Genomic DNA, 26,004 nt, shown 5'->3' on the forward strand with positions numbered 1-26,004 from the left:
CTACCCTCAACGCTTTTCAAAATCAATCCTAGGGTCAATCACCACGCAGAGCAAATCGCTTATCAAACTCGCTACCAAACCCAAAAGCGTGAAAATATAAAGCGAACCAAACACAACAGGATAATCCCTGCTCACAATGCTTTCATACCCTAAAAGCCCTAACCCATCTAGGCTAAAAACAATCTCTATCAATAAGCTTGAGCTAAAAAACATGCCTAAAAAAGCTTGCGGAAAACCCACCACCACTAACAAAATCGCATTGCGGAACACATGCGCATAAAAAATACGCCCCACTGAACAGCCCTTAGCCTTAGCGCTCAGTACATAAAGCTTGCCCATTTCATCTAAAAAAGAGTTTTTCACTAAAAGCGTAAGGCTTGCAAAACCCCCTAAAGAAATGCAAAGAACGGGCAAAGTGATATGCCATAAATAATCCTTGATTTTGCCTAATGTGCTCAAACTTTCAAAATTATCGCTCACTAGCCCTTTTAAAGGGAACCAGTGCCAATAATTCCCTCCAGCAAAAAACACGATCAACACCACCGCAAACAAAAAGGCCGGGATAGCGTTAGCGACAATGATCACCACGCTGCTTAACACATCTAAAGGCTCGTTATTGCGTTTGGCCTTGAAAATCCCTAAAGGGATAGAAATAAGATAGATCAAAAGCGTGCTAAAAAGCCCTAAAGAAATGGATACGGGCAATTTTTCCTTAATCAAATCTATCACTTTAATCTGGCGATAAAAGCTCTCCCCAAAATCAAATTGCAGATATTTTTTGAGCATGAGAAGATAGCGCTCCCCTATGGGCTTGTCAAAACCATAGAGTTTTTTTAAATTTTCTAACAAATCGCTCTCCAACCCTTGAGACGCCCTATACGAACGCTCTTTAACAACGCCTTGAATCTCTTTGGACTGCGTGTTATTGATTTTAGCCATCATCTGCTCAATAGGTCCTCCTGGGGCGGATTGGATCAAAAAGAAATTAATCGTCATGATGGCTAATAAAGTAGGGATAATCAAAAGCAAGCGTTTAAGAATATAAGCAATCATTGAAGATCCTTTTCTTTTTTTATCCACCACAAATACGGCGAAAATCCATAGCTAGGGCTAATTTCAGGCATGCCGATGTAATTATACGCCGCGATCCTGTAATTAGGCAAATAAAAATGCGGTATCACATAAAACCCCCACAACAATACCCTATCCATCGCTTGAATGGCGGCCAATTGCTCCTTATAATCTTTAGCGTTAATGATTTTTTCAATCAAATCATCTACCGCTTTACTAGAGATTCCCGCATAATTCCTTGTGCCTTTTTCTTTCGCGCTCAAAGAACCAAAATAAAAGCGCTGCTCATTACCTGGGAAAGACGATTGGCCAATCACCCCTACGATCATGTCAAAATCATAGCTTTTGATCCGATTGACATACTGGCTTAAATCCACTCTTTGGATTTTCATTTCAATCCCTAACACCCTTAAGTTTTTAGCAAAGGCTAGGGCCAGTCTTTCAAAGGCTGGGCTGTTTAAAAGCAAAGTGAAACTGAAAGGCTTGTTATTCTTATCCACCAAACGCATGTTTTTGTAAGAAAAGCCCGCGCTCTCTAAAAGCTTTTGGGCGTATTTTAAATTTTCCCTCAAATTATAGCCTAAAACATCAGGCCCATCGGTTCTAGGCACGACATAAGGCTCTTTAAAAACCCTTTCATCCAAACTCTTTTCATAAGGGGCTAACAGAACTTTTTCTTCAGGGCTTGGGAGTGGAGGGGACGCATAGATAGAGTTACTGAAAAAACTGGTGGTGCGCTTGTATTGCGAAAAAAACAAATTTTTATTCGCCCATTCAAAATCAAACGCATAGAATAAGGCTTCACGCACCCTTTTATCCTTGAAAATTTCTCGGCGCGTGTTGAAAAAAAACCCTTGCATGCCGCTTGGCATTTTATGGGCTATTAGGTATTTAGTGATTTTTTTATTATCCATAGCTTTCCCCACATAGCCCCTAGCCCAAACCTTAGCCGTGCTTTCAAGACGCCAGTCATACGCCCCGCTTAAAAAAGCCTGTAAGGCGACGGTTTCATCTTTGTAATACTCAAATTTGATTTGATCAAAATTGAATTGCCCCTTTCTGCTAGGCAAATTCCTCGCCCAATAATTAGGGTTTCTTTGGTAGGTGATTTTCTTGCCCACATCAAAAGAAGCGATCACATAAGGGCCGCTAGAAACAGGAATGAGTAAGGGGTTTTTTTCAAAATAATCCTTTTGAAACGCTTTTTTGGAAAAGATCTGCAACTGCCCTAAAATGAGAGGCAACTCTTTATTTTCAGTGGTTTTGAAAATGAATTTAACATGGTGCTTGTCTAAGATAACCGCCTTTTTAACATCTTGGTAATACTGCCTATAAATAGGCGATCCTAATTTCATGATCGTATCAAAGCTAAACTTCACATCGCTCGCTAAAATGGGAGCGTTATTGCTGAATCTCGCTCTTTTATCTAGGGTAAAAATCACATAGCTGTTATCCTTAGCCACTTCTGCGTCTTTAGCGATCAAGGGGTATTCTGCAAAAGGTTCGTCCAAACTTTGCACCATTAAAGTGTCATAAATGAGATCCAAGCCTTCGGCTTTAGTGCCTTTAAGCACAAAAGGGTTAAGGCTATCAAAAGTCCCTATGGCGTCATTTCTTAAGACACCGCCTTTTCTAGCGTTAGGGTTAGCGTATTCAAAATGCGTGAAATTGTCTTTATATTTAGGCTCTTCGCCCAAGTATAAATAAGGCGTAGCCTTAAGGAAACAAAACACCCCTAACCATAAACTTAAAATTTTCATCTAAACCAACCCCATCAATTCTTTAGCCTTTTGGTAAGTCGCCCTCGCTAAAGGCTTGGCTTTTTCGGCTCCGCAATTTAAAACGGCTTTCACTTCATCGTCGCTGATTTCTTTGTATCTTTCTTGGATGGGTTTTAAAGATTGGATCACTACTTCAGTCAATTCCTTTTTAAAATCCCCATAGCCCTTATTTTTGAAACGCTCTTCTATGTTTTCTGGGCTTTCATCGCTTAAAAGCATGTAAATATTTAAAAGGTTAAAAATACCCTCTCTTTTTTCATCAAATGCAATAACGCCCATAGAATCAGTGGCCGCTTTTTTGATTTTTTTCACAATAATGTCCGGCTCATCTAAAAGAAAAATCGCATGGTTAGCCCCTTGATGCGATTTACTCATCTTCATTTTTGGATCATCTAGCCCCATAACCCTTGCCCCCACTTTAGCGATCAAAGGCTCTGGCACTTTAAAGCAATTCCCAAAATCCCTGTTAAATTTTTCTGCAATGTTTCGTGTGAGCTCTAAATGCTGTTTTTGATCTTCGCCCACTGGCACTAAATCGCTTTGGTATAATAAAATATCTGACGCCATTAAAATAGGGTAATTGAAAAGCCCCACATTCACGCTTTTAGGGTTTTTTAAAGACTTGTCTTTGAATTGCGTCATTCGTTGCATTTCCCCCATAGACACCTGACAATCTAATAACCACGCTAAAGCCGGGTGCTCATCCACTTCACTTTGAATGAATAACCCCGATCGCTCAGGATTAATCCCACAAGCCAAAAGCAATTTGACTAATTCATAGCTTTGGGATTTTAAAAATACAGGATCTATGGGTAGGGTGATCGCATGCGAATTGACGACGCAAAAAAGGTTTTCATATTCATCTTGCATCTCTACCCAATGCTTGATCGCTCCTAAATAGTTGCCCAAATGGATTTGCCCGGTAGGTTGGATGCCTGAAAAGACTCGTTTTTTTTGCATGTTGTTTCTCGCTCATTAGTTTAGCGTTTATTGTAACCACCTAATTTTAATATTTTAATTTATCTTAGTTTTTAAGAACGCTTGATCCCAGAAAAGAGTAACACTTCATAGCTCAATTTTTCAAACGCCATGTTTTGGAAAAAATGTTTTTTTTGCTTGAAACTCAGCGTTGAACCCCCTAAAAGACCGCATTTTTTAAGGTAATTCAAGCAATCTTGTTTGCGGTTGAAATAAAGAGCGAAGCGCTTGTTTTCCAATTCTATTTGAAAATGTTTAAAAGCGTTTTTGATCAAGGATTTGAGCGTTTTAAGATCCCTTAAGGGCGAAGGCGTGCCTAAAAACTCATGCACTTCATGCAAACTAAAATCCGTATGGATAGCTAAAGCCACCTCCTGACTAGAAAGAGCGATTTTTTCTAAAACGCTTTTTAAATCCCTTGCCCATTGTAAAGAAGAAGAAGACACAACCAGATCGTAATCGCAAAAAACATGTTCTTCAAAATCCGCATGCTCTAAAGAGATTTTTTGAATGTTAATAGAATGCGTGGGGTGTAATTTGAGCATGTTCATAGAATTATCCAAAGCGATAAACTCTTCAATTAAAATATTTTGCCGCTCTAAAGCGTTAAAAACAGCCCCACTCCCCGATCCTAAATCCAAAACTTTAGCGTAATGTTTTTGTTTTAAAAATTGAACAAGATGAATAGCGATTTGTTGCTGGATATGAGCAAAGAGGTGATAAGTTTTGGCATGCCTATTGAATGCATGCTGATTAAATGAATGAAAAGAGTCCAACACCACCGCCTTTAATACGCCACGATTGAAATTAAAACTAAATTTTAGTGTATTCTTAGCAAATTTTAGATAAGATTAAGGGTAATTTTTTCTAAATTTTAGGCATTTAAGGAATCAGTGTTTATGACAAGTGCTCTGTTAGGCTTACAAATTGTTTTAGCGGTATTGATTGTGGTGGTGGTTTTGTTGCAAAAAAGTTCTAGCATCGGCTTAGGGGCTTATAGCGGGAGCAACGATTCTTTATTTGGCGCTAAAGGGCCCGCAAGCTTTATGGCGAAATTGACCATGTTTTTAGGCTTATTGTTTGTCATCAACACCATCGCTTTGGGCTATTTTTACAACAAAGAATACGGCAAGAGCGTTTTAGATGAAACCAAAACCAACAAAGAGCTTTCGCCCTTAGTCCCTGCCACCGGCACGCTCAACCCTACGCTTAATCCCACACTCAACCCTACGCTCAACCCTTTAGAGCAAGCCCCCACTAATCCTTTAATGCCTACACAAACGCCTAAAGAGCTTCCTAAAGAGCCAGCCAAAGCACCTTTTATTGAAAGCCCCAAACAGAACGAAAAAAATGATGCCAAAAAAGAGAATAAAGAGAATAGTATAAAGGGTATTGAAAAAACCAAAGAGAGTGCAAAAACGCCCCCAACCACCCACCAAAAGCCTAAAACGCATGCAACGCAAACCAACGCCCATACCAACCAAAAAAAGGATGAAAAATAATGTTACAAGCCATTTATAACGAGACCAAAGATCTAATGCAAAAAAGCATTCAAGCTTTAAACAGGGATTTTTCCACTCTAAGGAGCGCGAAAGTTTCAGTCAATATTTTAGATCACATCAAAGTGGATTATTACGGCACGCCCACGGCATTAAATCAAGTCGGATCCGTGATGAGCTTGGATGCGACCACCCTTCAAATCAGCCCGTGGGAAAAAAACCTGCTCAAAGAAATTGAAAGATCCATTCAAGAAGCCAATATCGGCGTCAATCCTAATAACGACGGCGAAACGATCAAGCTTTTTTTCCCGCCCATGACAAGTGAGCAAAGAAAACTCATCGCAAAAGACGCCAAAGCGATGGGCGAAAAGGCTAAAGTGGCTGTAAGGAATATCCGCCAAGACGCCAACAATCAAGTGAAGAAATTAGAAAAAGACAAAGAAATCAGCGAAGATGAAAGCAAAAAAGCCCAAGAGCAGATCCAAAAAATCACCGATGAAGCCATTAAAAAAATTGATGAAAGCGTGAAAAACAAAGAAGACGCGATCTTAAAGGTCTAAACCATGGATATTAAGGCATGTTATCAAAACGCTCAAGCGCTATTAGAGGGGCATTTCTTGCTCAGCAGCGGGTTTCATTCCAATTATTATTTGCAATCCGCTAAAGTCTTAGAAGATCCCAAACTAGCCGAACAATTAGCGCTAGAATTAGCCAAACAAATCAAAGAAGCTCATTTGAATATTGAATGCGTATGCTCGCCTGCGATTGGGGGGATCTTGGCTGGGTATGAGCTTGCAAGGGCTTTAGGCGTGCGTTTTATCTTCACTGAAAGGGTGGATAATACCATGACATTAAGGCGTGGTTTTGAAGTCAAAAAAAACGAAAAAATTTTAGTGTGTGAAGACATCATCACTACGGGGAAATCCGCCATGGAATGCGCTAAAGTTTTAGAAGAAAAGGGCGCTCACATCGTGGCTTTTGGCGCTTTAGCCAATCGGGGCATTTGCAAACGCACCCATTCTCATTTAAAAGCCCAAGAGGGAGCGTGTTTGCCTAGCCATTTGCCCCTTTTTGCTTTAGAAGATTTTGTTTTTGACATGCACAAGCCTAACTCTTGCCCTTTATGCGCTACTAGCGTTGCTATAAAGCCAGGAAGTCGTGGCAACTAAAAAAACCAAAAAAAATAAAACCCCAGAAAAAAAGCAAGCGTTAGAAAGCCCTTTAAAAGGGCTGTATCTCTCTTTGCGCTTAAAGGCCTTTATCACCGATATTTTTATGATTTATACCCCCATGCTTTATATAATGACTTATGCGATTTTAGGGAGCGCGAAGGATTTTAGGGAAAACCAGAGCGCGATTTTTTTATGCTTGCTTTTTTACGCCCTAACGCACAGCTTTTTTATCGCTTTTAAATCCCAAAGCCCTGGCATGCGTTACGCTCAGTTTAGATTAGTCAAAAATAATGGTGAAGAAGTGGGCTTTTTTTTAGCTTTGTGGCGCTTTGTTTTGTGGGTGTTGAGCATGGGGTTACTTATAGGGTTTGTTGCACCTTTTATTTTTAAGTTTTTTTTGCATGACAAATTCAGCGGCACTCATATTGAAACCATCAAGGAGGAAACATGAAAAATTTAGTGATTTTAAGCGGGGCTGGCATTTCAGCAGAAAGCGGGATTAAAACCTTTAGAGACGCTGATGGCTTGTGGGAAGGGCATGACATCATGGAAGTCGCCTCGCCTTATGGCTGGAAAAAGAACCCGCAAAAAGTGTTGGATTTTTATAACCAAAGGCGCCGACAGCTTTTTGAAGTTTATCCTAACAAAGCCCATAAGGCTTTAGCGGAATTGGAAAAACACTATCAAGTCAATATCATCACCCAAAATGTAGATGATTTGCATGAAAGGGCGGGCTCTTCTCGTATTTTGCACTTGCATGGGGAATTATTAAGCGTTCGCAGCGAGAAAGATCCTAATTTAGTCTATAGGTGGGAAAAGGACTTGCACCTAGGCGATCTCGCCCATGATGATTCGCAATTACGCCCTGATATTGTGTGGTTTGGCGAAGCGGTGCCTTTGCTTAAAGAAGCGATTTATTTAGTCAAACAAGCGCACCTTTTAATCATCATTGGCACTTCTTTGCAAGTCTATCCCGCCGCTAGCCTCTACACGCATGCGAACAAAGACGCCCTCATTTATTACATTGACCCTAAGGCTAAAAACGCCCGTTTGCCCCAGAATGTCCAATGCATTAATGAAAGCGCGGTGCATGCCATGCAAGATTTAATGCCCAAACTCATAGAAATGGCCTCTTAAGAGATGTTAAAATAATTTTTATTTTTTCAGCTAACGATTAGCAAAAACATGGTTTAATTGCTTCCATCGTTTGCTAAAAGTAATAATTAAAGGAGTTTGAGAGCCTGATGCAACAAGCCACAGAAGCATTGAATCACCCCTATTTTGGCGTTTTTGTTTTGTTGGTATTCACCTTTTGGGTGTTTAACTTAACCTTAAGGATTCAAAGGTTTTTAAGCCGTAAAATGGCTCAAAAAAAGGGCGAAAAGCTCAAGCTCGCTCCCTATGAATGCGGGCCTGTGGCTCTCAAACAGCCTAATAGAGTGTCCCATCATTTCTATATCATGGCCATGCTTTTTATTTTATTTGATGTAGAAATCGTTTTCATGTTCCCTTGGGCGATTGATTTTAAAAAATTAGGCTTGTTTGGGCTCGTTGAAATGCTAGGCTTTGTCTTCTTTTTAACCATTGGTTTTATTTACGCTTTAAAGCGAAACGCTTTGAGCTGGCAAAAATTAGAGGTGAAATAATGCAACAAGCACCGGTTGTTCTAAGCACTTTGGATAAATTATTGAATTGGGGGCGTTCTAATTCGCTCTGGCCCTTAACTTATGGCTTGGCGTGTTGCGCGATTGAGATGATGGCAACAGGGGGTTCGAGGTTTGATTTTGACAGATTTGGCACGATTTTTAGAGCGAGCCCTAGGCAATCGGATGTGATGATCATCGCTGGCACGCTCACTAAAAAGCATGCCGAATTCATGCGTAGGCTCTATGATCAAATGCCTGAACCTAAATGGGTGATTTCTATGGGGAGTTGCGCTAACACGGGCGGGATGTTCAACACTTATGCGACCGTTCAAGGAGCAGACAGGATCGTTCCTGTGGATATTTACTTGCCCGGTTGTGCACCACGCCCAGAAACTTTACAATACGCTCTTATGGTTTTGCAAGATAAAATCAGACGCTCTAAAGCGATCAAACAAGACGCTCCCAAAAGGTTAGTGTGATGGTAAGAAAACAATCCCCCTATGAAGATGTGCAAAAACAATCGCGCCAGCATGACCCCTATAAAATCATAGAACCCACCCCTAAAAAATATTTAGAGGGCAGTGCTTATGAGGTCATTTACAACCACCTTTCTTACAAGCATGAAATTTTAGACAAATACATAGAGACTAACACCGCTGTGTTTTGGATCAAAAAAGACGATATTTTTTCTGCCGCTACGATTTTAAGGCATTTGGGCTATGAGTGCTTGAGTGAAATGAGCGCGATAGATTTGTGCGCTAAAAAAGGGCATTTTGAATTGTTTTATCAATTCGTGGGTTTTAGCGATAGTTGCAAAAACCGCCGTAGGGTGCGCGTGAAATGCGTTTTGTTGCCTAATGAGAGCGTGGATTCTTTGAGTTTTTTATACCGATCGGCTAATTGGAGCGAAAGGGAAGCGTATGATTTGCTTGGCATTGTGTTTGACAAACACCCTTATTTGAAACGCCTTATCATGCCGCATGATTGGGTAGGCCACCCCTTATTGCGTTCTTACCCGCTCAAAGGCGATGAATTCGCTCAATGGTATGAAGTGGATAAAATTTTTGGCAAAGAATACCGAGAAGTGGTGGGCAAAGAGCAACGAGACAGCGCGAGAGTGGATGAAAAAGACACTTTCAATTTTGCAAAAATTGGCTATGAGCAGGGCAAGGGCGAAGAATTGAAAGAAACAGAAGAAAAGCATGCGTTTAAGAAAATCCCTTTTGTCAAAGATTTGCACAAAATCGCCCCCACTATCTTAAAAAAGAGGCTATAAAATGGCTCAAAATTTCACGAAACTCAACCCTCAGTTTGAAAACATCATTTTTGAACATGACGACAACCAAATGATTTTAAACTTTGGCCCTCAACACCCCAGTAGTCATGGGCAATTGCGCTTGATTTTGGAATTAGAGGGCGAAAAAATCATTAAGGCTACCCCTGAAATTGGCTACTTGCATAGAGGCTGTGAAAAGTTAGGCGAAAACATGACCTATAACGAATACATGCCCACTACCGACAGATTGGATTACACTTCTTCTACCAGCAATAACTACGCTTACGCTTATGCGGTAGAAACCTTACTCAATTTAGAAATCCCACGCCGAGCGCAAGTGATCCGCACGATTTTACTAGAGCTTAACCGCATGATTTCACACATCTTTTTTATCAGCGTGCATGCTTTAGATGTGGGGGCGATGAGCGTGTTCTTGTATGCGTTTAAAACGAGGGAATACGGCTTGGATTTGATGGAGGATTATTGCGGAGCTAGGCTCACGCATAACGCTATAAGGATTGGGGGCGTGCCTTTGGATTTACCCCCTAATTGGTTAGAGGGCTTGAAAAAGTTTTTAGGCGAAATGAGGGAATGCAAAAAACTCATTCAAGGCTTATTGGACAAGAATCGCATTTGGCGGATGCGCTTGGAAAATGTGGGCGTTGTAACGCCAAAAATGGCACAAAGTTGGGGCATGAGCGGCATCATGTTAAGAGGGACTGGGATCGCTTATGACATTAGAAAAGAAGAGCCTTATGAGCTTTATAAAGAGCTTGATTTTGATGTGCCGGTGGGCAATTATGGCGATAGTTATGATCGGTATTGTTTGTATATGCTAGAAATTGATGAAAGCATTCGCATCATTGAGCAACTCATTCCTATGTATGCAAAAACCGATACGCCTATCATGGCTCAAAACCCGCATTATATTTCTGCCCCTAAAGAAGATATAATGACGCAAAACTACGCCTTGATGCAGCATTTTGTTTTAGTGGCTCAAGGCATGCGCCCGCCTGTTGGGGAAGTGTATGCCCCCACAGAAAGCCCCAAAGGGGAATTAGGGTTTTTTATCCATTCAGAGGGCGAGCCTTACCCTCATAGATTAAAAATCAGAGCCCCTAGCTTTTATCACATTGGGGCTTTAAGCGATATTTTAGTGGGGCAATATTTAGCGGATGCGGTAACCGTGATTGGCTCAACCAATGCGGTATTTGGCGAGGTGGATAGATGAAACGCTTTGATTTACGCCCCTTAAAAGCGGGCATTTTTGAACGATTAGAAGAATTGATTGAAAAAGAAATGCAGCCTAATGAAGTCGCTATTTTCATGTTTGAAGTGGGGGATTTTTCTAATATCCCTAAGAGCGCTGAATTTATCCAATCTAAAGGGCATGAGCTTCTCAATTCTTTGCGTTTCAATCAAGCGGATTGGACGATTGTCGTGAGAAAAAAGGCTTGATTTTGAGCGGCTTTAACCCCTTAAATTCTCCCTTAAGCGCAAGCTCTTCAATTAGCTTGAAAGAAGCCTATTGTTTAGAAAAATTATCTCTTCAAAAAGGGTTTGAAATCCATTACAAATTGAGCGAAGATAGCTTAAACCTTTTAGAAAAAAGCGATTTGTGCGTTTTGTTTGGAGGGTTTTCAAACGCTTGTTTGAATGAAAACGAACGATTGATTTTAGAAAGCATTAACCAATCAAAACGCCCCTACGCCTTGTTAAGACCCTTACAAGATACAAGAGACTTGCAAGAAAATTGCCTTTTTGCGTCGTATGAAATCCACACGGAAGCGGCGGTTTTGGCTTTGATTTTAAGGGGCATTTTAGAAAAAACTTCCCAATTAAAGGGGCATGTTTTAGAAAAGGTTGATGTGGGGTATTTAAGCTCTGAAGCGAACATGAGCGAAGAGGAATTGCAAGATCTTATCGTGCTTATTGTTAAAGCAAAAAAAAGGGTGCTTGTTTTAAACAGAGAAATCACTAAGCATGCTCATAGCGCTTTTTTATACACCCTTTTAAGCGAGTTGCAAAACTACCTAGAAATTTTGCATATCCCTTGCAATGATTCAGGCGCAACGACCGCTTTTTATGATTCTAAAGATCAAGAATGGCTGCTAGAAACAGCCCTAAAAGAGGGCATTTTGCCTTTTGAATCACAACTCCAATCAAAAGATTTAGAGCTTTTAGAGCGAATGGGTGAGGCTAACGGCTCGTTTGTTTATGTTTCTTACAAGAGCCTTGAAACCCCCAAATTATCTTTTTCCAAGCAATTTAAGATCGCTAATAAGATCCAGCATTCTAAAGCGGGGTTTCAAATCTCCAATAAAACGCTAGAATGCGAGTTAGAAGAAAGCCCTAATTTGAAGGGCTTGATTGCGATTTTAGAAGGGGCGTTTTTTGATGCTTACCCTTATATCCCTATTTTATCCCACTCTCAAGGAATTTCATGATTACAATGAATATCAATGGCAAAACGATTGAATGCCAAGAGGGACAAAGCGTTTTAGAGGCTGCTAGGAGTGCTGGGATCTACATCCCTACCATTTGCTATTTAAGCGGTTGCTCGCCCACGGTCGCATGCAAAATGTGCATGGTTGAAATGGATGGCAAACGGGTTTATAGTTGCAACACGAAAGCCAAAAATAACGCCACCATTCTCACTAACACCCCAACGCTCATGGATGAAAGAAAAAGCATCATGCAAACTTATGATGTCAACCACCCCCTAGAATGCGGCGTGTGCGATAAGAGCGGGGAGTGCGAATTGCAAGACATGACGCATTTAACCGGCGTGGAGCACCAACCTTATGCGGTGGCTGATGATTTCAAAGCGCTAGATTCATGGGCAAAAGCCTTGTATGATCCTAATTTGTGCATCATGTGCGAAAGGTGCGTAACCACTTGCAAGGACAATGTGGGCGAAAACAACCTTAAAGCCACTAAAGCCGACTTGCATGCTCCGGATAAATTTAAAGACAGCATGTCCAAAGACGCTTTTAGCGTGTGGAGTCGTAAGCAAAAAGGCATTATTTCTTTTGTGGGCAGCGTTCCTTGCTATGATTGCGGAGAATGCATTGCGGTATGCCCTGTGGGCGCTTTGAGCTATAAAGATTTCGCTTACACGGCTAACGCATGGGAACTAAAAAAGATCCATTCCACTTGTTCGCATTGCTCAGCTGGGTGTTTGATTTCTTATGATGTGCGCCATTTTGATACTCTAGGCGAAGAATCTAAGATTTTTAGGGTGCTTAATGATTTTTATCATAACCCTATTTGTGGGGCAGGCCGTTTCGCTTTTGACGTGAGCTCTAGCCCTAAAGGCAGCACCAATCTTAAAGAAGTGCAAAACGCTCTCAAAGAATGCGAAGCGGTGCGAATAGGTGGGGATATTACGAATGAAGAGGCGTTTTTAATAGAGCGTTTGAGGAAAGAGCTTGATTTTAAAATCTACAATCAAGATGCGTATCGTTTCCAGCAATTCTTAAAGGTATTGGGCGAAGTTAAACGCCCCAGCGTTGAAGAGATTAAAACTTCCAATTTGGTCGTTACGATAGGATCTTCTATCAAAACAGAAAACCCTTTGGTGCGCTATGCTATTAATAACGCTCTCAAACTCAATAAAGCTTCTTTGATCGCTATGCACCCTATCAAAGATAACGCGCTAGCGAATTTGTGCCGAAGCTCTTTTTGCATCACCCATGAAGTGGGGGCTGAAGAAATCCTTTTAGGCATGCTTTTAAAAATGCTTAACATTGAAAGCGCGGCTCTAAAAAGCTTAGAAGATTCCAAGCAAAGCGTTGTAGATGAAGCGGCACTTAAAGCTTTAGAAGAAGAGCGAAAAAAAGCTTTAGAACAAGCCGAGCAAGGGTGCAGTATTGGAGAGAATAAGGCAGAAAATCAAGAAGAGGATAAAACAGAAGCAACTACTCCAAAAGAAGAAAATCAAGAAGAAACAACTACTCCAAAAGAAAACCAAACAGAAAACAAGACAGAGGTTAAAGAAGAAAAAATTGAAGTCCCTACCAAAACCACTTATTTGCTGCTTGAAGAAGCGGGCATCAATTTAGAAACTTATGAAAAAATTCTCGCTCTTTTGCAAAAATCAAATAACACCTTGCTAGTAGTTGGCGAAGAAATTTATAGCCACAAACAAACCCATAACATCGCTAAAATGTTGCGTTTGCTAGCCCAAAAAAGCGCTATTAAACTCATTCTTATCCCTCCAAGCGCGAACGCTTTAGGCATCGCTTCTATTTGTCAATTGAGCGAAGAAATTTTTGAACATGAAAAAATCGTAGGCATTCGCGCTCAAGGGGATTTCACTATCAATAGCGACGATAGGGTTTTTGGGAAAGACGCTGTCAGTAAAGTGGATTTTATTTTGCCCAGTCTCAACCAGATAGAAGGCACGATCACTAATGTTGAAGGGCGTGTGTTGCCCTTAAAACCGGCTTTGAGGTTTGAGGGCTATGACTTGAGCGATATTATGCAAGGCTTTGGCTTTGTGGAAGAAAATCTCACAGAATGCACCCACAAACTCCCTACAGAAGCGGGCTTTAAAGCCATAGAATTTGATCATCTAACCAACTATTTCACTAACGACAGGGTCAATCACAGAGGCTATTTATTAGGAACAAGCCATTTTGAAAAGAGTGCTAAAGAATGCGAAACCACAGAATGCGAGCCTATCAAGCCTTTAAAAGAAAAAATCGCTTTCAACGCGTATTTAAAATACCCAGAAACACAATTCAATAACGCTACTAATAAAAGCGAGAATTTGCAATTAAAAGCCGGTGTCTATGTGTCTAAAGCTTTCTTAAAAAAATTGAATAAAGAAGTGGGGCAAAACATCACTTTAACTAAAGAAGAAGAGGAATTAACAGGCGTTTTGTATCTTGATGAAAGCTTGGATCAAGAGGTGTTTGTCATTTCGCCTTCTCTTTTGAAAAACCATTCTAACTTTTTTAGAGAGGGCGTGTTTGATAGCGTGGATTTAAAGGAGCAAGCATGAGCGCTTATATCATTGAAACCTTGATTAAAATTTTGATTTTAGTCGCTGTTTTTTCGGCTTTAGGAGGCTTTGCCACTTATATTGAAAGGAAAGTGTTAGCCTATTTCCAACGCCGTTTAGGGCCTTGTTATGTGGGGCCTTTTGGGCTTTTGCAAGTCGCAGCAGACGGCATTAAGCTTTTCACCAAAGAAGACATTATCCCCCAAGGCGCGAATAAATTCATTTTCACGCTAGCACCCATTATTGCGATGGTGAGCGCGTTTGTGTCCATGGCGCCCATCCCCTTTTTCCCTAATTTCACTCTGTTTGGCTATGAGATCAAGCCCCTTATTTCTGACATCAACATTGGCTTTTTGTTTTTCTTAGCTGTGGGTTCAGCAGGGATTTATGCGCCTATTTTAGCCGGGCTTGCCTCTAATAACAAATACTCTTTAATTGGCTCCGCGAGAGCGACGATCCAACTGCTCAGCTTTGAAGTGGTCAGCACTTTAACCATTCTAGCCCCCTTAATGGTGGTAGGATCGCTCTCTTTAGTGGAAATCAATCATTACCAAAGCGGTGGGTTTTTAGACTGGCTTGTGTTTAAGCAGCCTCTAGCGTTTGTTTTGTTTTTGATCGCAAGCTACGCTGAATTGAATCGAACCCCCTTTGACTTGTTAGAGCATGAAGCCGAGATCGTGGCGGGGTATTGCACTGAATACAGCGGCTTGAAATGGGGCATGTTCTTTTTAGCGGAATACGCGCATTTATTCGCTTTTTCTTTTGTGATTTCTATTGTGTTTTTTGGCGGGTTTAACGCATGGGGCTTTATCCCTGGGGGCATAGCGATTTTGATTAAAGCGGGCTTTTTTGTCTTTTTATCCATGTGGGTTAGAGCGACTTATCCGCATGTAAGGCCCGATCAACTGATGGATATGTGCTGGAAAATCATGCTGCCTTTAGCGTTATTGAATATCGTGCTAACAGGCATTATCATTTTAATTTAAGGAGGTTTTATGGCCAAACAAGAATACAAGCAACTTCCTAAACGAGCCGAAGTCCATAGCGCGACCGAGCAGTTTAAAGACACCATTAAAACGAGTTTGGGTTTGGATCTATTCAAAGGGTTAGGGCTTACGATCAAGGAATTTTTTAGCCCAAGCGTAACCATCCATTACCCTATGGAGCAACTCCCTTTAAGCCCACGCTATCGCGCGGTGCATAATCTGCAACGGCTTTTAGACTCAGGCTCTGAAAGGTGTATAGGTTGTGGGCTGTGCGAAAAGATTTGCACGAGCAATTGCATAAGGATCATCACGCATAAGGGCGAAGACAACCGCAAAAAGATCGATTCTTACACGATCAATTTGGGGCGTTGCATTTATTGCGGGCTGTGCGCGGAAGTTTGCCCAGAATTGGCGATCGTTATGGGGAATCGGTTTGAAAACGCCAGCACCCAACGCTCCCAATACGGCTCTAAAAGCGAGTTTCTAACGAGCGAACAAGACGCTAAAAACTGCTCGCATGCCGAATTTTTAGGCTTTGGTGCGGTAAGCCCTAATTACAACGAACGCATGCAGGCCACCCCTTTAGATTATGTCCAAGAGCCTTCAAAAGAAGAATCCAAAGAAGAGTCTCCAAGCCCAGAAAGTAATAAGGGAGATGAAAATGTTTGAAACCATTGCCTTTTATTTCTTTGCGATCCTTACTTTGAGCATGGCGTTAGTGGTGATCACCACCACGAATATCCTCTATGCCATTACCGCTCTTGCTAGCAGCATGGTTTTTATCTCTGCTTTTTTCTTTTTGCTAGACGCTGAGTTTTTGGGCGTGGTGCAAATCACGGTGTATGTGGGTGCGGTCATTGTGATGTATGCGTTTGGCATGATGTTTTTCAACTCCGCTGCAGAAGTCATTGAACGCAAGCAAAGCCCTAAAATCTTGTGCGTTCTTTCATTTGGCGTGGCGGTATTGCTCACCTTGATTTTAAGCGCTCCTAGCATTGGCGAAAACCTTTCTAATCAAGTCAATTCCAACGCTATTGATGCGCAAATCCCTAACATTAAAGCCATTGGTTATGTGCTTTTTACCAATTACCTCATCCCTTTTGAAGCGGCAGCTTTAATGCTTCTAGTCGCTATGGTTGGAGGCATCGCTACAGGGATTCAAAAAATCCATGGGAAAAATCACACGCAATTTATAAAGGAATCTCTATGATAGGGTTAAACCACTATTTGATTGTTTCAGGGCTGCTCTTTTGCATTGGTTTAGCGGGCATGCTGAAACGCAAAAACATTCTGTTGCTCTTTTTTTCTACAGAAATCATGCTCAATGCGATCAATATCGGTTTTGTAGCGATCTCTAAATACACGCACAATTTAGACGGGCAGATGTTTGCACTCTTTATTATCGCTATTGCCGCTAGTGAGGTGGCTATTGGTTTGGGCTTGGTGATTTTGTGGTTTAAGAAATTCAAGAGCTTAGACATTGATTCTTTAAACGCTATGAAAGGTTGAGCATGCAATATTCTTCTTTGCTGTCAGTGGTGTTGTTTTTGCCCTTAATCGGTGCACTTTATGCGGGGCTGTTTGGGGCTAAAGCTAAAGCGTTGCATGTGGGCGTTTTCAATTCTTTGTGCGTGCTGGTTTCTTTCATTGGCGCTGTGGTTCTTTTCATTCAAGCATGGCATCATCAAAGCTATGAAAAATATTTATTTGACTGGATCGTGGTAGGGAATTTTAAAGTCGGCTTTTCCCTCATGCTGGACAATATCAATGCAGTCATGATTGTCGTGGTCACTTTAGTTTCTTTCTTAGTGCATGTGTATTCTATAGGCTATATGGAGCATGATACAGGGTTTAACCGCTATTTTTCCTACCTCAGCGGCTTTGTGTTTTCCATGCTGGTGTTGGTGTTGAGCGATAATTTTTTAGGGCTTTTCATTGGTTGGGAAGGGGTGGGGCTATGCTCTTACTTGCTCATTGGCTTTTGGTATCATAAAACAAGTGCGAATAACGCTTCCATTGAAGCCTTTGTGATGAATCGGATCACGGATTTAGGCATGCTCATGGGGATTATTTTGATCTTTTGGAATTTTGGCACCCTCCAGTATAAAGAAGTCTTTAGCATGCTCAATAACGCCGATTATTCCATGCTCTTTTACATCAGCGTGTTTCTTTTCATTGGCGCTATGGGCAAGAGCGCGCAATTCCCTATGCACACATGGTTAGCCAACGCTATGGAAGGTCCTACCCCTGTATCCGCTCTCATCCATGCAGCGACAATGGTAACCGCTGGGGTATATTTGGTCATTAGAGCCAACCCTTTGTATAGTGCGGTGTTTGAAGTGGGCTATTTCATCGCATGCTTAGGGGCGTTTGTGGCCCTTTTTGGGGCGAGCATGGCCTTAGTCAATAAGGATTTAAAACGCATCGTGGCTTATTCCACGCTTTCTCAATTAGGCTATATGTTTGTAGCGGCCGGTCTTGGGGCTTATGCGATCGCGCTTTTCCACCTCTTCACGCATGCGTTTTTCAAATCCCTCCTTTTCTTAGGATCAGGGAATGTCATGCATGCGATGGAAGACAATTTGGATATTACCAAAATGGGCGCTTTATACAAGCCCATGAGGGTTACAGCTATCTTTATGATTATAGGATCAGTGGCTTTGTGTGGGATTTACCCTTTCGCAGGATACTTTTCTAAAGACAAAATTTTAGAAGTGGCTTTTGGGATGCACCACCACATTTTATGGTTTGTTCTTCTAATTGGGGCGATCTTTACCGCTTTTTATAGCTTCAGGCTCATCATGCTGGTGTTTTTTGCACCCAAACAGCACAAAATCAACCACCCCCATGAGGCTCAAAATTTCATGCTTTTAAGCATGCTGCCGTTAGGGATTTTAGCGGTCATTGCCGGGTTTTTTGAAGAGCCGTTTTTTCATTTTATTTCTCAAGTAATCCCTAGCGTTGGAGAGTATCTAGTCCCGCTCGCTCTTTTAATCAGTATCACCACCATAGTGGTGTTATTGAGTATCGCTTATGCCATATTTAAATATAAAAATGGTATCACTTCCAAAAAAGAGAGGGGCTTTTTATACAAGCTCTTGCTCAACCAATACTATATCCCGCAACTCTATCAAGGGATTGCAAAAGTTTTTAGCGCCATCGCTTCATTCTTGCACCAGGTCGTGGAATTAAGGATCATTGATACGATAGTGGATACTATAGGAAGAAGCGTTTTTGTTATAGGGCGCGTGTTTAGAATCAGTCAAGATGGGAATTTAACCTCCATGCTGCGCTTCATGGTGGCCGGGGTTTTAATCTTATTGGCGTTTGTAGCTTTTTTTGGGAGATAAGAAATGCAGTTTTTACATGCGCATCTTTTAAGTGTGGTGATCTTTTTCCCCATGCTGAGCGCGCTATTAGCGTTCTTTATGAGCGATCAAGCGAGCAGGGCGTATGCGATTGTCATCGCTTTGATTGAATTGTTATTAATCTTGTTGTTGTGGCATGGGTTTGATATTCAAACAGCCGGCATGCAGTTTGAAGAAATGAAGGAATTAGTCTATCAAATTGGCGTGAATTACCATGTGGGCGTTGATGGCATCGCGCTCTTTTTGTTGCTCTTAAACGCTATCGTGGTGTTATTGTCCGTGATTTATGTCAAAGAGCGTCGTAAAGACTTTGCGATTTGTTTGTTGTTGTTAGAGGGGATTTTAATGGGCGTGTTTTCTTCTCTCAATATGATCTTTTTCTACGCTTTTTGGGAAATCTCGCTCTTGCCGGTTTTATACCTCATCGGTCGTTTTGGCCGTAATAATAAGATCTATTCTGGCATGAAGTTTTTTCTCTACACCTTTTTAGCGTCGTTATGCATGCTTTTAGGCATTTTATACATTGGGTATTACTACGCTAGCAATTACGGCATGATGAGTTTTGATATTTTAGACTGGTATCAATTGAACTTTTCTAGCGAGATTAAAACCTGGCTCTTTGTGGCTTTCTTAATAGGGATTGCGGTTAAAATCCCGCTCTTTCCCTTACACACATGGTTGCCTTATGCGTATTCTAACGCCCCTACTTTAGGCTCTGTCATGCTTTCGGCCTTGCTTTCTAAAATGGGGACTTACGCCTTATTACGCTTCTTGCTCCCGCTTTTTCCTGAGCTTTCAGAAATCTATTTAACCCCTATAGCCATTGTGGCGCTATGCATGATCATTTATGGAGGTTTTCTAGCCTACGCTCAAAAAGATTTAAAAACCCTCATCGCCTATAGCTCGTTCTCGCACATGGGAGTCGTGGTGCTTGGGGTTTTTTCTTTCAATGTTGAAGGGATTTCAGGGGCGGTGTTTATGATGTTTGCGCATGGCGTTATCGTCATGGGATTATTCTTGCTCGCTGGCATCTTAGAAGAACGCGCCAGCAGTTTAGAAATCGCTCGCTTTGGGTCGATCGCTAAAAGCGCTCCTGTTTTTGCAGCCTTTTTTATGATCGTTTTAATGGCGAACGTGGGCATGCCTTTAAGCATTGGCTTTGTGGGAGAGTTTTTAAGCTTGTTAGGGTTTTTTGCCACTTACCCTCTTTTGGCTATCATTGCCGGGACAAGCATCATTCTATCAGCGATTTACATGCTCACTTCATATAAAAACGTGTTCTTTGGCAACTTAAAAACCGGGAACAATCAAATCAGCGTGTTTGAAGATTTGAACGCTCGTGAGGTAGGGGTTTTAAGCGTGATTTTAGCTTTGATTTTGATTTTAGGGATTTATCCTAAAGCACTTTTAAAACCGATTGAGCAAGGCTCTAAGCAGCTTTTAGAGGTGATAGAAATCCGCTCACTCCCTTTTTTAGGTTCATTGGACACTAAGATAAAAGAGGTCTCTTATGTTAATAGATAGTCTCCACATCTCTTTTGATAGCTTTAATTTTGAGAGCGTTTTACCCATGCTGGTGTTGGTGTGTGGGGGGATTTTCACGCTCTTAATCAACGCTTTCACTTCCAGGTTTTCGCGCAATTTGAATGTGTTTTTATGCATGCTCTTTTTGGTTTTAGATTTTTTAGTGGTTTTAGGGTTAGAAGAGCAAGAAAACGCTTTTTTTGGGTTTTTAAGCCTGGATACGCTCTCGCTCATCTCTCAAAGCATTGTCTTGATCTCAGCTTTTTTCCTCATTTTCTTAGCCCTTTCAAAAGAACGCTTCAACGAATTTCAAACCGCTGAATTTTATTCCTTATATTTGTTTATTGTTGCTGGCTTTCAATTCATGGTTTCAAGCAACCATTTGTTATTGATCCTTATTGGGTTAGAAACAGCGTCCTTGCCCCTTTGCGTGTTAATGGCGTTGAGCGATAAACGCTACGGCTTGGAAGCAGGGATCAAGTATTTCACCATGGGGGCGATGGCGAGCGCGTTTTTTGCTATGGGGGCGATGGCTTTTTACCTGCTTACAGGGAGCTTGAATCTTGAAGTCATTAGCCTATACTTACACACTGAAGGCATCACAAACCCCATGCTCTTTGCGATGGGCGCTATCTTTTTGATTGGAGCGATTGGCTTTAAGGTTTCTTTAGTGCCTTTCCATACCTGGATGCCTGATGTGTATGAGGGCAATAACCCAGTCTTTGCGAGCTATATTTCCATTGTGCCTAAAATCGCTGGCTTTGTGGTAGCGACTCGCCTTTTTGGGGCGTTTATAGACACTCATACCGCTTGGGTAGAAGACATTTTTTATGTTTTGATTCTTATGACTATCACCATTCCTAATTTCATTGCTTTATGGCAAGAAGATGTCAAAAGGATGCTCGCTTATAGCTCCATTTCGCATTCTGGGTTCGCTTTAGCGTGCGTGTTTATCCACACTCAAGATAGCCAACAAGCGATGTTTGTCTATTGGTTCATGTTCGCCTTCACTTACATTGGGGCTTTTGGCCTTTTATGGCTCTTGAAAAGCCGGGAAAAAACATGGGATGAACGCTACGATCACCCCTATTCTAAATTCAACGGCCTTATCAAAACCCACCCTTTAGTGGCGATCTTGGGCGCTATTTTTGTTTTTGGGCTTGCAGGGATCCCGCCTTTTAGCGTGTTTTGGGGGAAATTTTTAGCCGTTGAAAGCGCGTTAGAGAGCAATCACATTCTTTTAGCGGTGGTGATGTTAGTTAATAGCGCGGTGGCTGCGTTTTATTATTTCCGTTGGCTCGTGGCGATGTTTTTCAATAAGCCCTTACAAACCCAAAACTACGCTCAAAACGATATTTACACCCAAAACGCCACCATGCCCATTTATGCGGTCATTGTTGTCATGGCGTTAGCGTGCTTGTTCTCTGTGTTTATGATGCGAGGGCTTTTAGAGTTTGTGGCTTAAGTCAAAATTCTTTCTTTTAATTGGCGTGGGTTTGCTCTCCCATTCGCTCAACGCCTTAAGCCTCACACTCACGCAAGGCAAAGAAGGGGGGGAAGATTTTTCGGTTTTAACCTTACGACACAATAAGGCGTTTTCTTGTTTTTATACCAATGAAAAACCGCCAAGCGGGATTGAAGCCTCTCTATCCATTATACACGCTAAACGCCCCATAGAATGCGTGATAGACTCCATCCCTAAGGAGGGTTTTACCCCTTTAGAAAACGCTTTTTTCAATATCACCTATTCCATGCGCCAACAACAATTCATTTTACACATCAAACCCAAAGTGATGCGAAGACTCACCCTTTTTTCTTTTGATAGGGATTATAAAAAAGCGATCCCCCTTTTTGTGGAAAACGATCCTAAAGCCAGAATGTGGCAAATCATAGGCTATGATCAAAATATCCCTTTTTTGAGCGGAAAAGACAACGCTCAAAAAGGCTTGAATTTCCCCATTGTCATTAAAGACGCTCAAACCCCTATCATTCAAGAACTGGATGTGAATAACAAACCCCTACTCACCACAAAGGGCTATGATTTAAACGCTTATTTAGAGGCTAAAAAACAAATGGATTCGCAAGCCTATTTTGACGCTTTACGCACGATCAGCCGTGCGTTTAAAAACTACCCTCAAACGATGTTTAAAAAAGATTTGTATTTATTAGAAATTATCGCATTAGGCCAATTAGGCATTAAAAAATCCTTACTCATAGATATTGGCACCCAATGGATTAAAAATTACCCGACTGACCCTAATATCCCTGAAGCGCTATACTATGTCGCCAAAGCTTTAGATGAAAACAATAACTACAAACAAGCCGTGCGCTATTACAAACGCATTCTTTTAGAATACAAAAACTCCCGCTACGCTCCCTTAGCCCAAATGCGTTTAGCCATTGAAGCGGCTGAAGGCTCTGATTTGAGCAGCGCTAGCATGCTTTTCAAAGAAGCTTTTTCTAACGCCAAAGACAAAGAGAGCGCGAGTGAAATCGCGCTTAATTGGGCTGAAGCAGAGATAAATTATCAAAACTTTAATAACGCTAAATACCTCATTGATAAGGTGGTTCAATCCAACCCTGATTATCTTTCTATGCATAGCGAATTAGCCCTAGAATTGCTCAAGTTATTGAAAAAAAACCAGATGAATGCAAGTGCGATTGAGATCGCTCACTTGCTTCTCAATCAAGATGATGATCTGAAAGCTAAAGAGCAAGCGCTTTATGATTTAGGGGCGTTGTATGCAAGGATCAAGGACTTTAAGAACGCCCACCTTTACAATTTGCGATATTTGCAAGACCATGCGGAATTGGAGCGGGCTTCTGTCGTTAGAGCGCGCGATGAAAAAGCCCTTTTTTCCATGGAAGGGAACACGCAAGAAAAAATCGCCCACTACGATAAAATCATTCAAAATTTCCCTAATTCTAATGAAGCCCAAAAAGCTTTAGAGTTGAAAGCCCAACTCTTGTTTGACAATAAACGCTATGCTGAAGTTTTAGGCATGCAAAAAAATTTGCCTAAAGATTCTCCCTTGATCCAAAAAACGCTCAATATTCTTGCTAAAACCCCATTAGAAAATCATCGTTGTGAGGAAGCCTTAAAATATTTATCCCAGATCACAGCCTTTGAATTCAGCCTCAAAGAAGAAATCCAAGCCTTTGATTGCTTGTATTTTGCATCGCTCAAAGAAAAAGCGCAAATCATTGCCCTAAACGCTTTAAAAGCGGCTAAAACCCCTAGCGAGAAATTGGTATGGCTTTATCGTTTGGGGCGCAATTACTACCGCTTAGGGGATTTTAAAAATTCCACTCTGGCCTCTAAAGACGCCTTAATCCTCGCTCAAAGTTTAAATAAAAAAGAATTTTATGATATTGCTTTTGTTTTATTTTCAGATTACATGCAAAACAATGAAAAAGGATTGGCCCTCAATCTGTATGCGTTTTTAGAAAAGCATTTCAAAGACGATAAACGCATGGCGTTGGTTTATTTTAAATTGCTAGAGAATGAAAAAGACCCTAAAAGCGTCAAAATTTATGCCACAAGCTTACTCACACTCCAAGACGCTTACAAGGATTATTCTTACACGCCCTTTAGCGAATTCGCTCTCATTGATGCTTACCGAACCACCAAAGATTATTCAAAAGCGTTAGAAACGCTAGACAAGCTTTTAAACCGCAGGCTTTCTTTAGAAGATCACCAAAAAGCCTTATACTTGCAATCTAGCTTACTGGATCTAACCAATCAAAAAACAAAATCTAGAGCCAGTTTAGAAAAATGCGTTCAGTTAAAACAAAAAGATCAAACAAACGCATGGCAAAATTTATGCGAACAGGGTTTAAATTTATTCAAAAACAAGGAGTCATGACATGGACATTAGCATTTTTAGAGAATACGATATTAGAGGCATCTACCCCACCACTTTAGATGAAAATACGGCTTTTAGTATCGGCGTGGAGTTAGGGAAAATCATGCGAGAATACGATAAAAGCGTGTTTGTAGGGCATGACGCCAGGGTGCATGGGCGCTTTTTGTTTGAAGCTTTGAGCGCGGGGCTGCAATCAAGCGGCTTGAAAGTGTATGATTTAGGGCTAATCCCCACACCGGTAGCGTATTTTGCGGCCTTTAATGGAATCAATGGCATTCAATGCCCTAATTCCATCATGATCACTGGCTCTCACAACCCCAAAGAATACAACGGCTTTAAAATCACGCTCAATCAAAACCCGTTTTATGGCAAGGACATTCAGGCTTTAAAAGACACGCTTTTAAGCGCCAAGCATGAAATAAAACCCCTAAAAGAAACGCCAGAGAAAGTCAATGCCCTAGAAGCGTATCAGCGCTATTTGATCAAGGATTTTCAGCATTTAAAAGATCTTAAATACAAAATCGCCCTGGATTTTGGTAATGGCGTGGGGGCGTTAGGATTAGAACCGATTTTAAAGGCTTTAAACATTGATTTTAGCAGCCTTTATAGCGATCCTGATGGGAATTTCCCTAACCACCACCCAGACCCTAGCGAAGCGAAAAACTTAAAAGATCTAGAAAAACACATGCAAGAAAACGCTATTTTAATAGGCTTTGCTTTTGATGGCGATGCGGATAGGATCGCGATGCTAAGCTCTCATCATATTTATGCGGGCGATGAATTAGCGATTTTATTCGCTAAACGCTTGCATGCTCAAGGCATCACCCCCTTTGTGATAGGCGAAGTCAAATGCTCTCAAGTGATGTATAACACGATTAATACCTTTGGTAAGACGCTCATGTATAAAACCGGGCATAGCAATCTAAAAATCAAGCTCAAAGAAACCCATGCGCATTTTGCGGCTGAAATGAGCGGGCATATCTTTTTTAAAGAGCGCTATTTTGGCTATGATGACGCCCTTTACACATGTTTAAGGGCTTTGGAGTTGTTGCTTGAACAAACCCCAAGCGATTTGGAAAACACCATTAAAAACCTCCCCTATTCCTACACCACGCCTGAAGAAAAAATCGCCGTGAGCGAAGAAGAAAAATTTGAAATCATTCATAACTTACAAGAAGTGCTTAAAAACCCGCCAAGTCATTTCCCTAAAATCAAAGAAATAATCAGCATTGATGGCGTGAGGGTGGTTTTTGAACATGGTTTTGGGCTTATTCGCGCAAGCAACACCACCCCCTATTTAGTCAGCCGCTTTGAAGGCAAGGATGAAACAACGGCGTTAGAGTATAAAAGGGCGTTGCTTGGGCTATTAGAAAAACTCTAAAATAGAGCTTGGGATAATCTCATTTCATATCCCTTGCTCTTAAAAATATTAGATCAATTAAACAAGTCGCTTTAAAACCACACATAAAATCATAAGATCTCAAATTTTTTGCACTATTTAAGCTAAGTTGAAGTTGAAGTTGAAGTTGACTATACTACCGCATGCTATCTAGGTTAGATTAGCAAAACCAAAAAAAAGGAAGTTAGCATGGGTGATAAAAAAAGTAACACCATTAAATGCATGGGCAAGTTGTTCATAGTCGTGATGGAGAGGTTGTCAATACCTACGAAACAAAAACGGTTATGTTTCAATGCAAAGAAGAAACAGAAAGCGCGATTCGAACATTAGTGGATGGCATTAACCAACTTACTAAAGATAGCGAAAAAGAATAGATACTAAACCATAACATACGGAGAAATTTCAAATGACACAAGAAAATTTTAAACAA

At 41.1% G+C, this 26,004-nt stretch carries 26 protein-coding genes; 22 read left to right on the forward strand and 4 right to left on the reverse strand.

The features are described 5' to 3' along the window. Positions 1-6 precede the first annotated feature (6 nt). The 4 genes from HPB14_RS05965 to HPB14_RS05980 form a co-directional block, all read right to left on the reverse strand. A complete protein-coding gene (locus tag HPB14_RS05965; RefSeq protein WP_000562624.1) occupies positions 7-1,053 on the reverse strand; it encodes a microcin C ABC transporter permease YejB in 1,047 nt (348 codons plus the stop codon). Beyond that, on the reverse strand, positions 1,050-2,831 hold the full coding sequence (locus tag HPB14_RS05970; protein ID WP_000699002.1) for an extracellular solute-binding protein: 1,782 nt from the start codon (positions 2,829-2,831) through the stop codon (positions 1,050-1,052). The genes HPB14_RS05965 and HPB14_RS05970 overlap by 4 nt, the downstream gene beginning before the upstream one ends. Next, the gene (trpS, locus tag HPB14_RS05975; protein ID WP_001170121.1) at positions 2,832-3,812 is read right to left on the reverse strand and encodes a tryptophan--tRNA ligase; all 981 of its coding nucleotides are present in this window, start codon (positions 3,810-3,812) and stop codon (positions 2,832-2,834) included. 71 nt (positions 3,813-3,883) lie between these two features. After that, a complete protein-coding gene (locus HPB14_RS05980; RefSeq protein ID WP_195182599.1) occupies positions 3,884-4,612 on the reverse strand; it encodes a methyltransferase domain-containing protein in 729 nt (242 codons plus the stop codon). Positions 4,613-4,729: 117 nt separating this feature from the next. On the opposite strand from HPB14_RS05980, the gene secG reads away from it, so the two are divergent. From secG to HPB14_RS08470, 22 genes are all read left to right on the forward strand, one after another. Next, entirely contained in the window at positions 4,730-5,332 is a 603-nt protein-coding gene (secG, locus tag HPB14_RS05985) for a preprotein translocase subunit SecG (RefSeq protein WP_014658518.1), read from the forward strand. Then, positions 5,332-5,889, forward strand: coding sequence for a ribosome recycling factor (gene frr / locus HPB14_RS05990; RefSeq protein ID WP_000938332.1), 558 nt, complete (start codon positions 5,332-5,334; stop codon positions 5,887-5,889). The genes secG and frr overlap by 1 nt, the downstream gene beginning before the upstream one ends. Positions 5,890-5,892: 3 nt before the next feature. Beyond that, positions 5,893-6,498 (forward strand): orotate phosphoribosyltransferase, encoded by a 606-nt coding sequence (gene pyrE / locus HPB14_RS05995; RefSeq protein WP_000351587.1) that lies wholly within the window; start codon positions 5,893-5,895, stop codon positions 6,496-6,498. Continuing rightward, complete coding sequence (locus HPB14_RS06000; protein ID WP_000201736.1) at positions 6,488-6,952, forward strand: RDD family protein; 465 nt, start codon at positions 6,488-6,490, stop codon at positions 6,950-6,952. Before pyrE ends, HPB14_RS06000 begins: the two co-directional genes overlap by 11 nt. After that, positions 6,949-7,638, forward strand: coding sequence for an SIR2 family NAD-dependent protein deacylase (locus tag HPB14_RS06005; protein ID WP_000793936.1), 690 nt, complete (start codon positions 6,949-6,951; stop codon positions 7,636-7,638). The genes HPB14_RS06000 and HPB14_RS06005 overlap by 4 nt, the downstream gene beginning before the upstream one ends. Before the next feature lie 107 nt (positions 7,639-7,745). Beyond that, the gene (locus tag HPB14_RS06010) at positions 7,746-8,147 is read left to right on the forward strand and encodes an NAD(P)H-quinone oxidoreductase subunit 3 (RefSeq protein WP_001183540.1); all 402 of its coding nucleotides are present in this window, start codon (positions 7,746-7,748) and stop codon (positions 8,145-8,147) included. Next, positions 8,147-8,626: a NuoB/complex I 20 kDa subunit family protein gene (locus HPB14_RS06015; protein WP_001183508.1), complete on the forward strand. Its 480-nt coding sequence runs from the start codon at positions 8,147-8,149 to the stop codon at positions 8,624-8,626. Before HPB14_RS06010 ends, HPB14_RS06015 begins: the two co-directional genes overlap by 1 nt. Further along, positions 8,626-9,423 carry an NADH-quinone oxidoreductase subunit C gene (locus HPB14_RS06020; RefSeq protein ID WP_001888957.1) on the forward strand — a complete coding sequence of 266 codons (798 nt, stop codon included), beginning with the start codon at positions 8,626-8,628 and terminating at the stop codon, positions 9,421-9,423. The genes HPB14_RS06015 and HPB14_RS06020 overlap by 1 nt, the downstream gene beginning before the upstream one ends. Position 9,424: 1 nt before the next feature. Beyond that, the gene (nuoD, locus tag HPB14_RS06025) at positions 9,425-10,654 is read left to right on the forward strand and encodes an NADH dehydrogenase (quinone) subunit D (protein ID WP_000068229.1); all 1,230 of its coding nucleotides are present in this window, start codon (positions 9,425-9,427) and stop codon (positions 10,652-10,654) included. After that, the gene (locus HPB14_RS06030) at positions 10,651-10,881 is read left to right on the forward strand and encodes an NADH-ubiquinone oxidoreductase subunit E family protein (RefSeq protein WP_000819168.1); all 231 of its coding nucleotides are present in this window, start codon (positions 10,651-10,653) and stop codon (positions 10,879-10,881) included. Before nuoD ends, HPB14_RS06030 begins: the two co-directional genes overlap by 4 nt. 2 nt (positions 10,882-10,883) lie before the next feature. Continuing rightward, complete coding sequence (locus tag HPB14_RS06035) at positions 10,884-11,870, forward strand: hypothetical protein (protein WP_000012690.1); 987 nt, start codon at positions 10,884-10,886, stop codon at positions 11,868-11,870. Beyond that, entirely contained in the window at positions 11,867-14,431 is a 2,565-nt protein-coding gene (locus tag HPB14_RS06040) for an NADH-quinone oxidoreductase subunit G (protein ID WP_000632169.1), read from the forward strand. The genes HPB14_RS06035 and HPB14_RS06040 overlap by 4 nt, the downstream gene beginning before the upstream one ends. Next, on the forward strand, positions 14,428-15,417 hold the full coding sequence (gene nuoH / locus HPB14_RS06045) for an NADH-quinone oxidoreductase subunit NuoH (protein WP_001277308.1): 990 nt from the start codon (positions 14,428-14,430) through the stop codon (positions 15,415-15,417). Before HPB14_RS06040 ends, nuoH begins: the two co-directional genes overlap by 4 nt. Before the next feature lie 9 nt (positions 15,418-15,426). Then, on the forward strand, positions 15,427-16,086 hold the full coding sequence (nuoI, locus tag HPB14_RS06050) for an NADH-quinone oxidoreductase subunit NuoI (RefSeq protein WP_001118535.1): 660 nt from the start codon (positions 15,427-15,429) through the stop codon (positions 16,084-16,086). Beyond that, entirely contained in the window at positions 16,079-16,627 is a 549-nt protein-coding gene (locus HPB14_RS06055) for an NADH-quinone oxidoreductase subunit J (RefSeq protein WP_000464198.1), read from the forward strand. The genes nuoI and HPB14_RS06055 overlap by 8 nt, the downstream gene beginning before the upstream one ends. Further along, positions 16,624-16,926: an NADH-quinone oxidoreductase subunit NuoK gene (gene nuoK / locus HPB14_RS06060; RefSeq protein ID WP_000579758.1), complete on the forward strand. Its 303-nt coding sequence runs from the start codon at positions 16,624-16,626 to the stop codon at positions 16,924-16,926. The genes HPB14_RS06055 and nuoK overlap by 4 nt, the downstream gene beginning before the upstream one ends. 2 nt (positions 16,927-16,928) lie before the next feature. Beyond that, entirely contained in the window at positions 16,929-18,767 is a 1,839-nt protein-coding gene (gene nuoL / locus HPB14_RS06065; RefSeq protein ID WP_001200240.1) for an NADH-quinone oxidoreductase subunit L, read from the forward strand. A 3-nt stretch (positions 18,768-18,770) separates the two neighbouring features. Next, the gene (locus tag HPB14_RS06070; RefSeq protein ID WP_001159932.1) at positions 18,771-20,309 is read left to right on the forward strand and encodes an NADH-quinone oxidoreductase subunit M; all 1,539 of its coding nucleotides are present in this window, start codon (positions 18,771-18,773) and stop codon (positions 20,307-20,309) included. Continuing rightward, positions 20,296-21,774 (forward strand): NADH-quinone oxidoreductase subunit NuoN, encoded by a 1,479-nt coding sequence (nuoN, locus tag HPB14_RS06075; RefSeq protein WP_000904258.1) that lies wholly within the window; start codon positions 20,296-20,298, stop codon positions 21,772-21,774. Before HPB14_RS06070 ends, nuoN begins: the two co-directional genes overlap by 14 nt. Further along, complete coding sequence (locus HPB14_RS06080) at positions 21,764-24,175, forward strand: DUF7494 domain-containing protein (protein ID WP_000266316.1); 2,412 nt, start codon at positions 21,764-21,766, stop codon at positions 24,173-24,175. Before nuoN ends, HPB14_RS06080 begins: the two co-directional genes overlap by 11 nt. Before the next feature lies 1 nt (position 24,176). Next, positions 24,177-25,556 (forward strand): phosphomannomutase/phosphoglucomutase, encoded by a 1,380-nt coding sequence (locus HPB14_RS06085; RefSeq protein WP_000355218.1) that lies wholly within the window; start codon positions 24,177-24,179, stop codon positions 25,554-25,556. 236 nt (positions 25,557-25,792) lie between these two features. After that, positions 25,793-25,948, forward strand: coding sequence for a hypothetical protein (locus tag HPB14_RS08470; protein ID WP_001891807.1), 156 nt, complete (start codon positions 25,793-25,795; stop codon positions 25,946-25,948). The last annotated feature ends 56 nt before the right edge of the window (positions 25,949-26,004 follow it).

This window comes from Helicobacter pylori HUP-B14 (genome assembly GCF_000259235.1).
Taxonomy (GTDB): domain Bacteria; phylum Campylobacterota; class Campylobacteria; order Campylobacterales; family Helicobacteraceae; genus Helicobacter; species Helicobacter pylori_CU.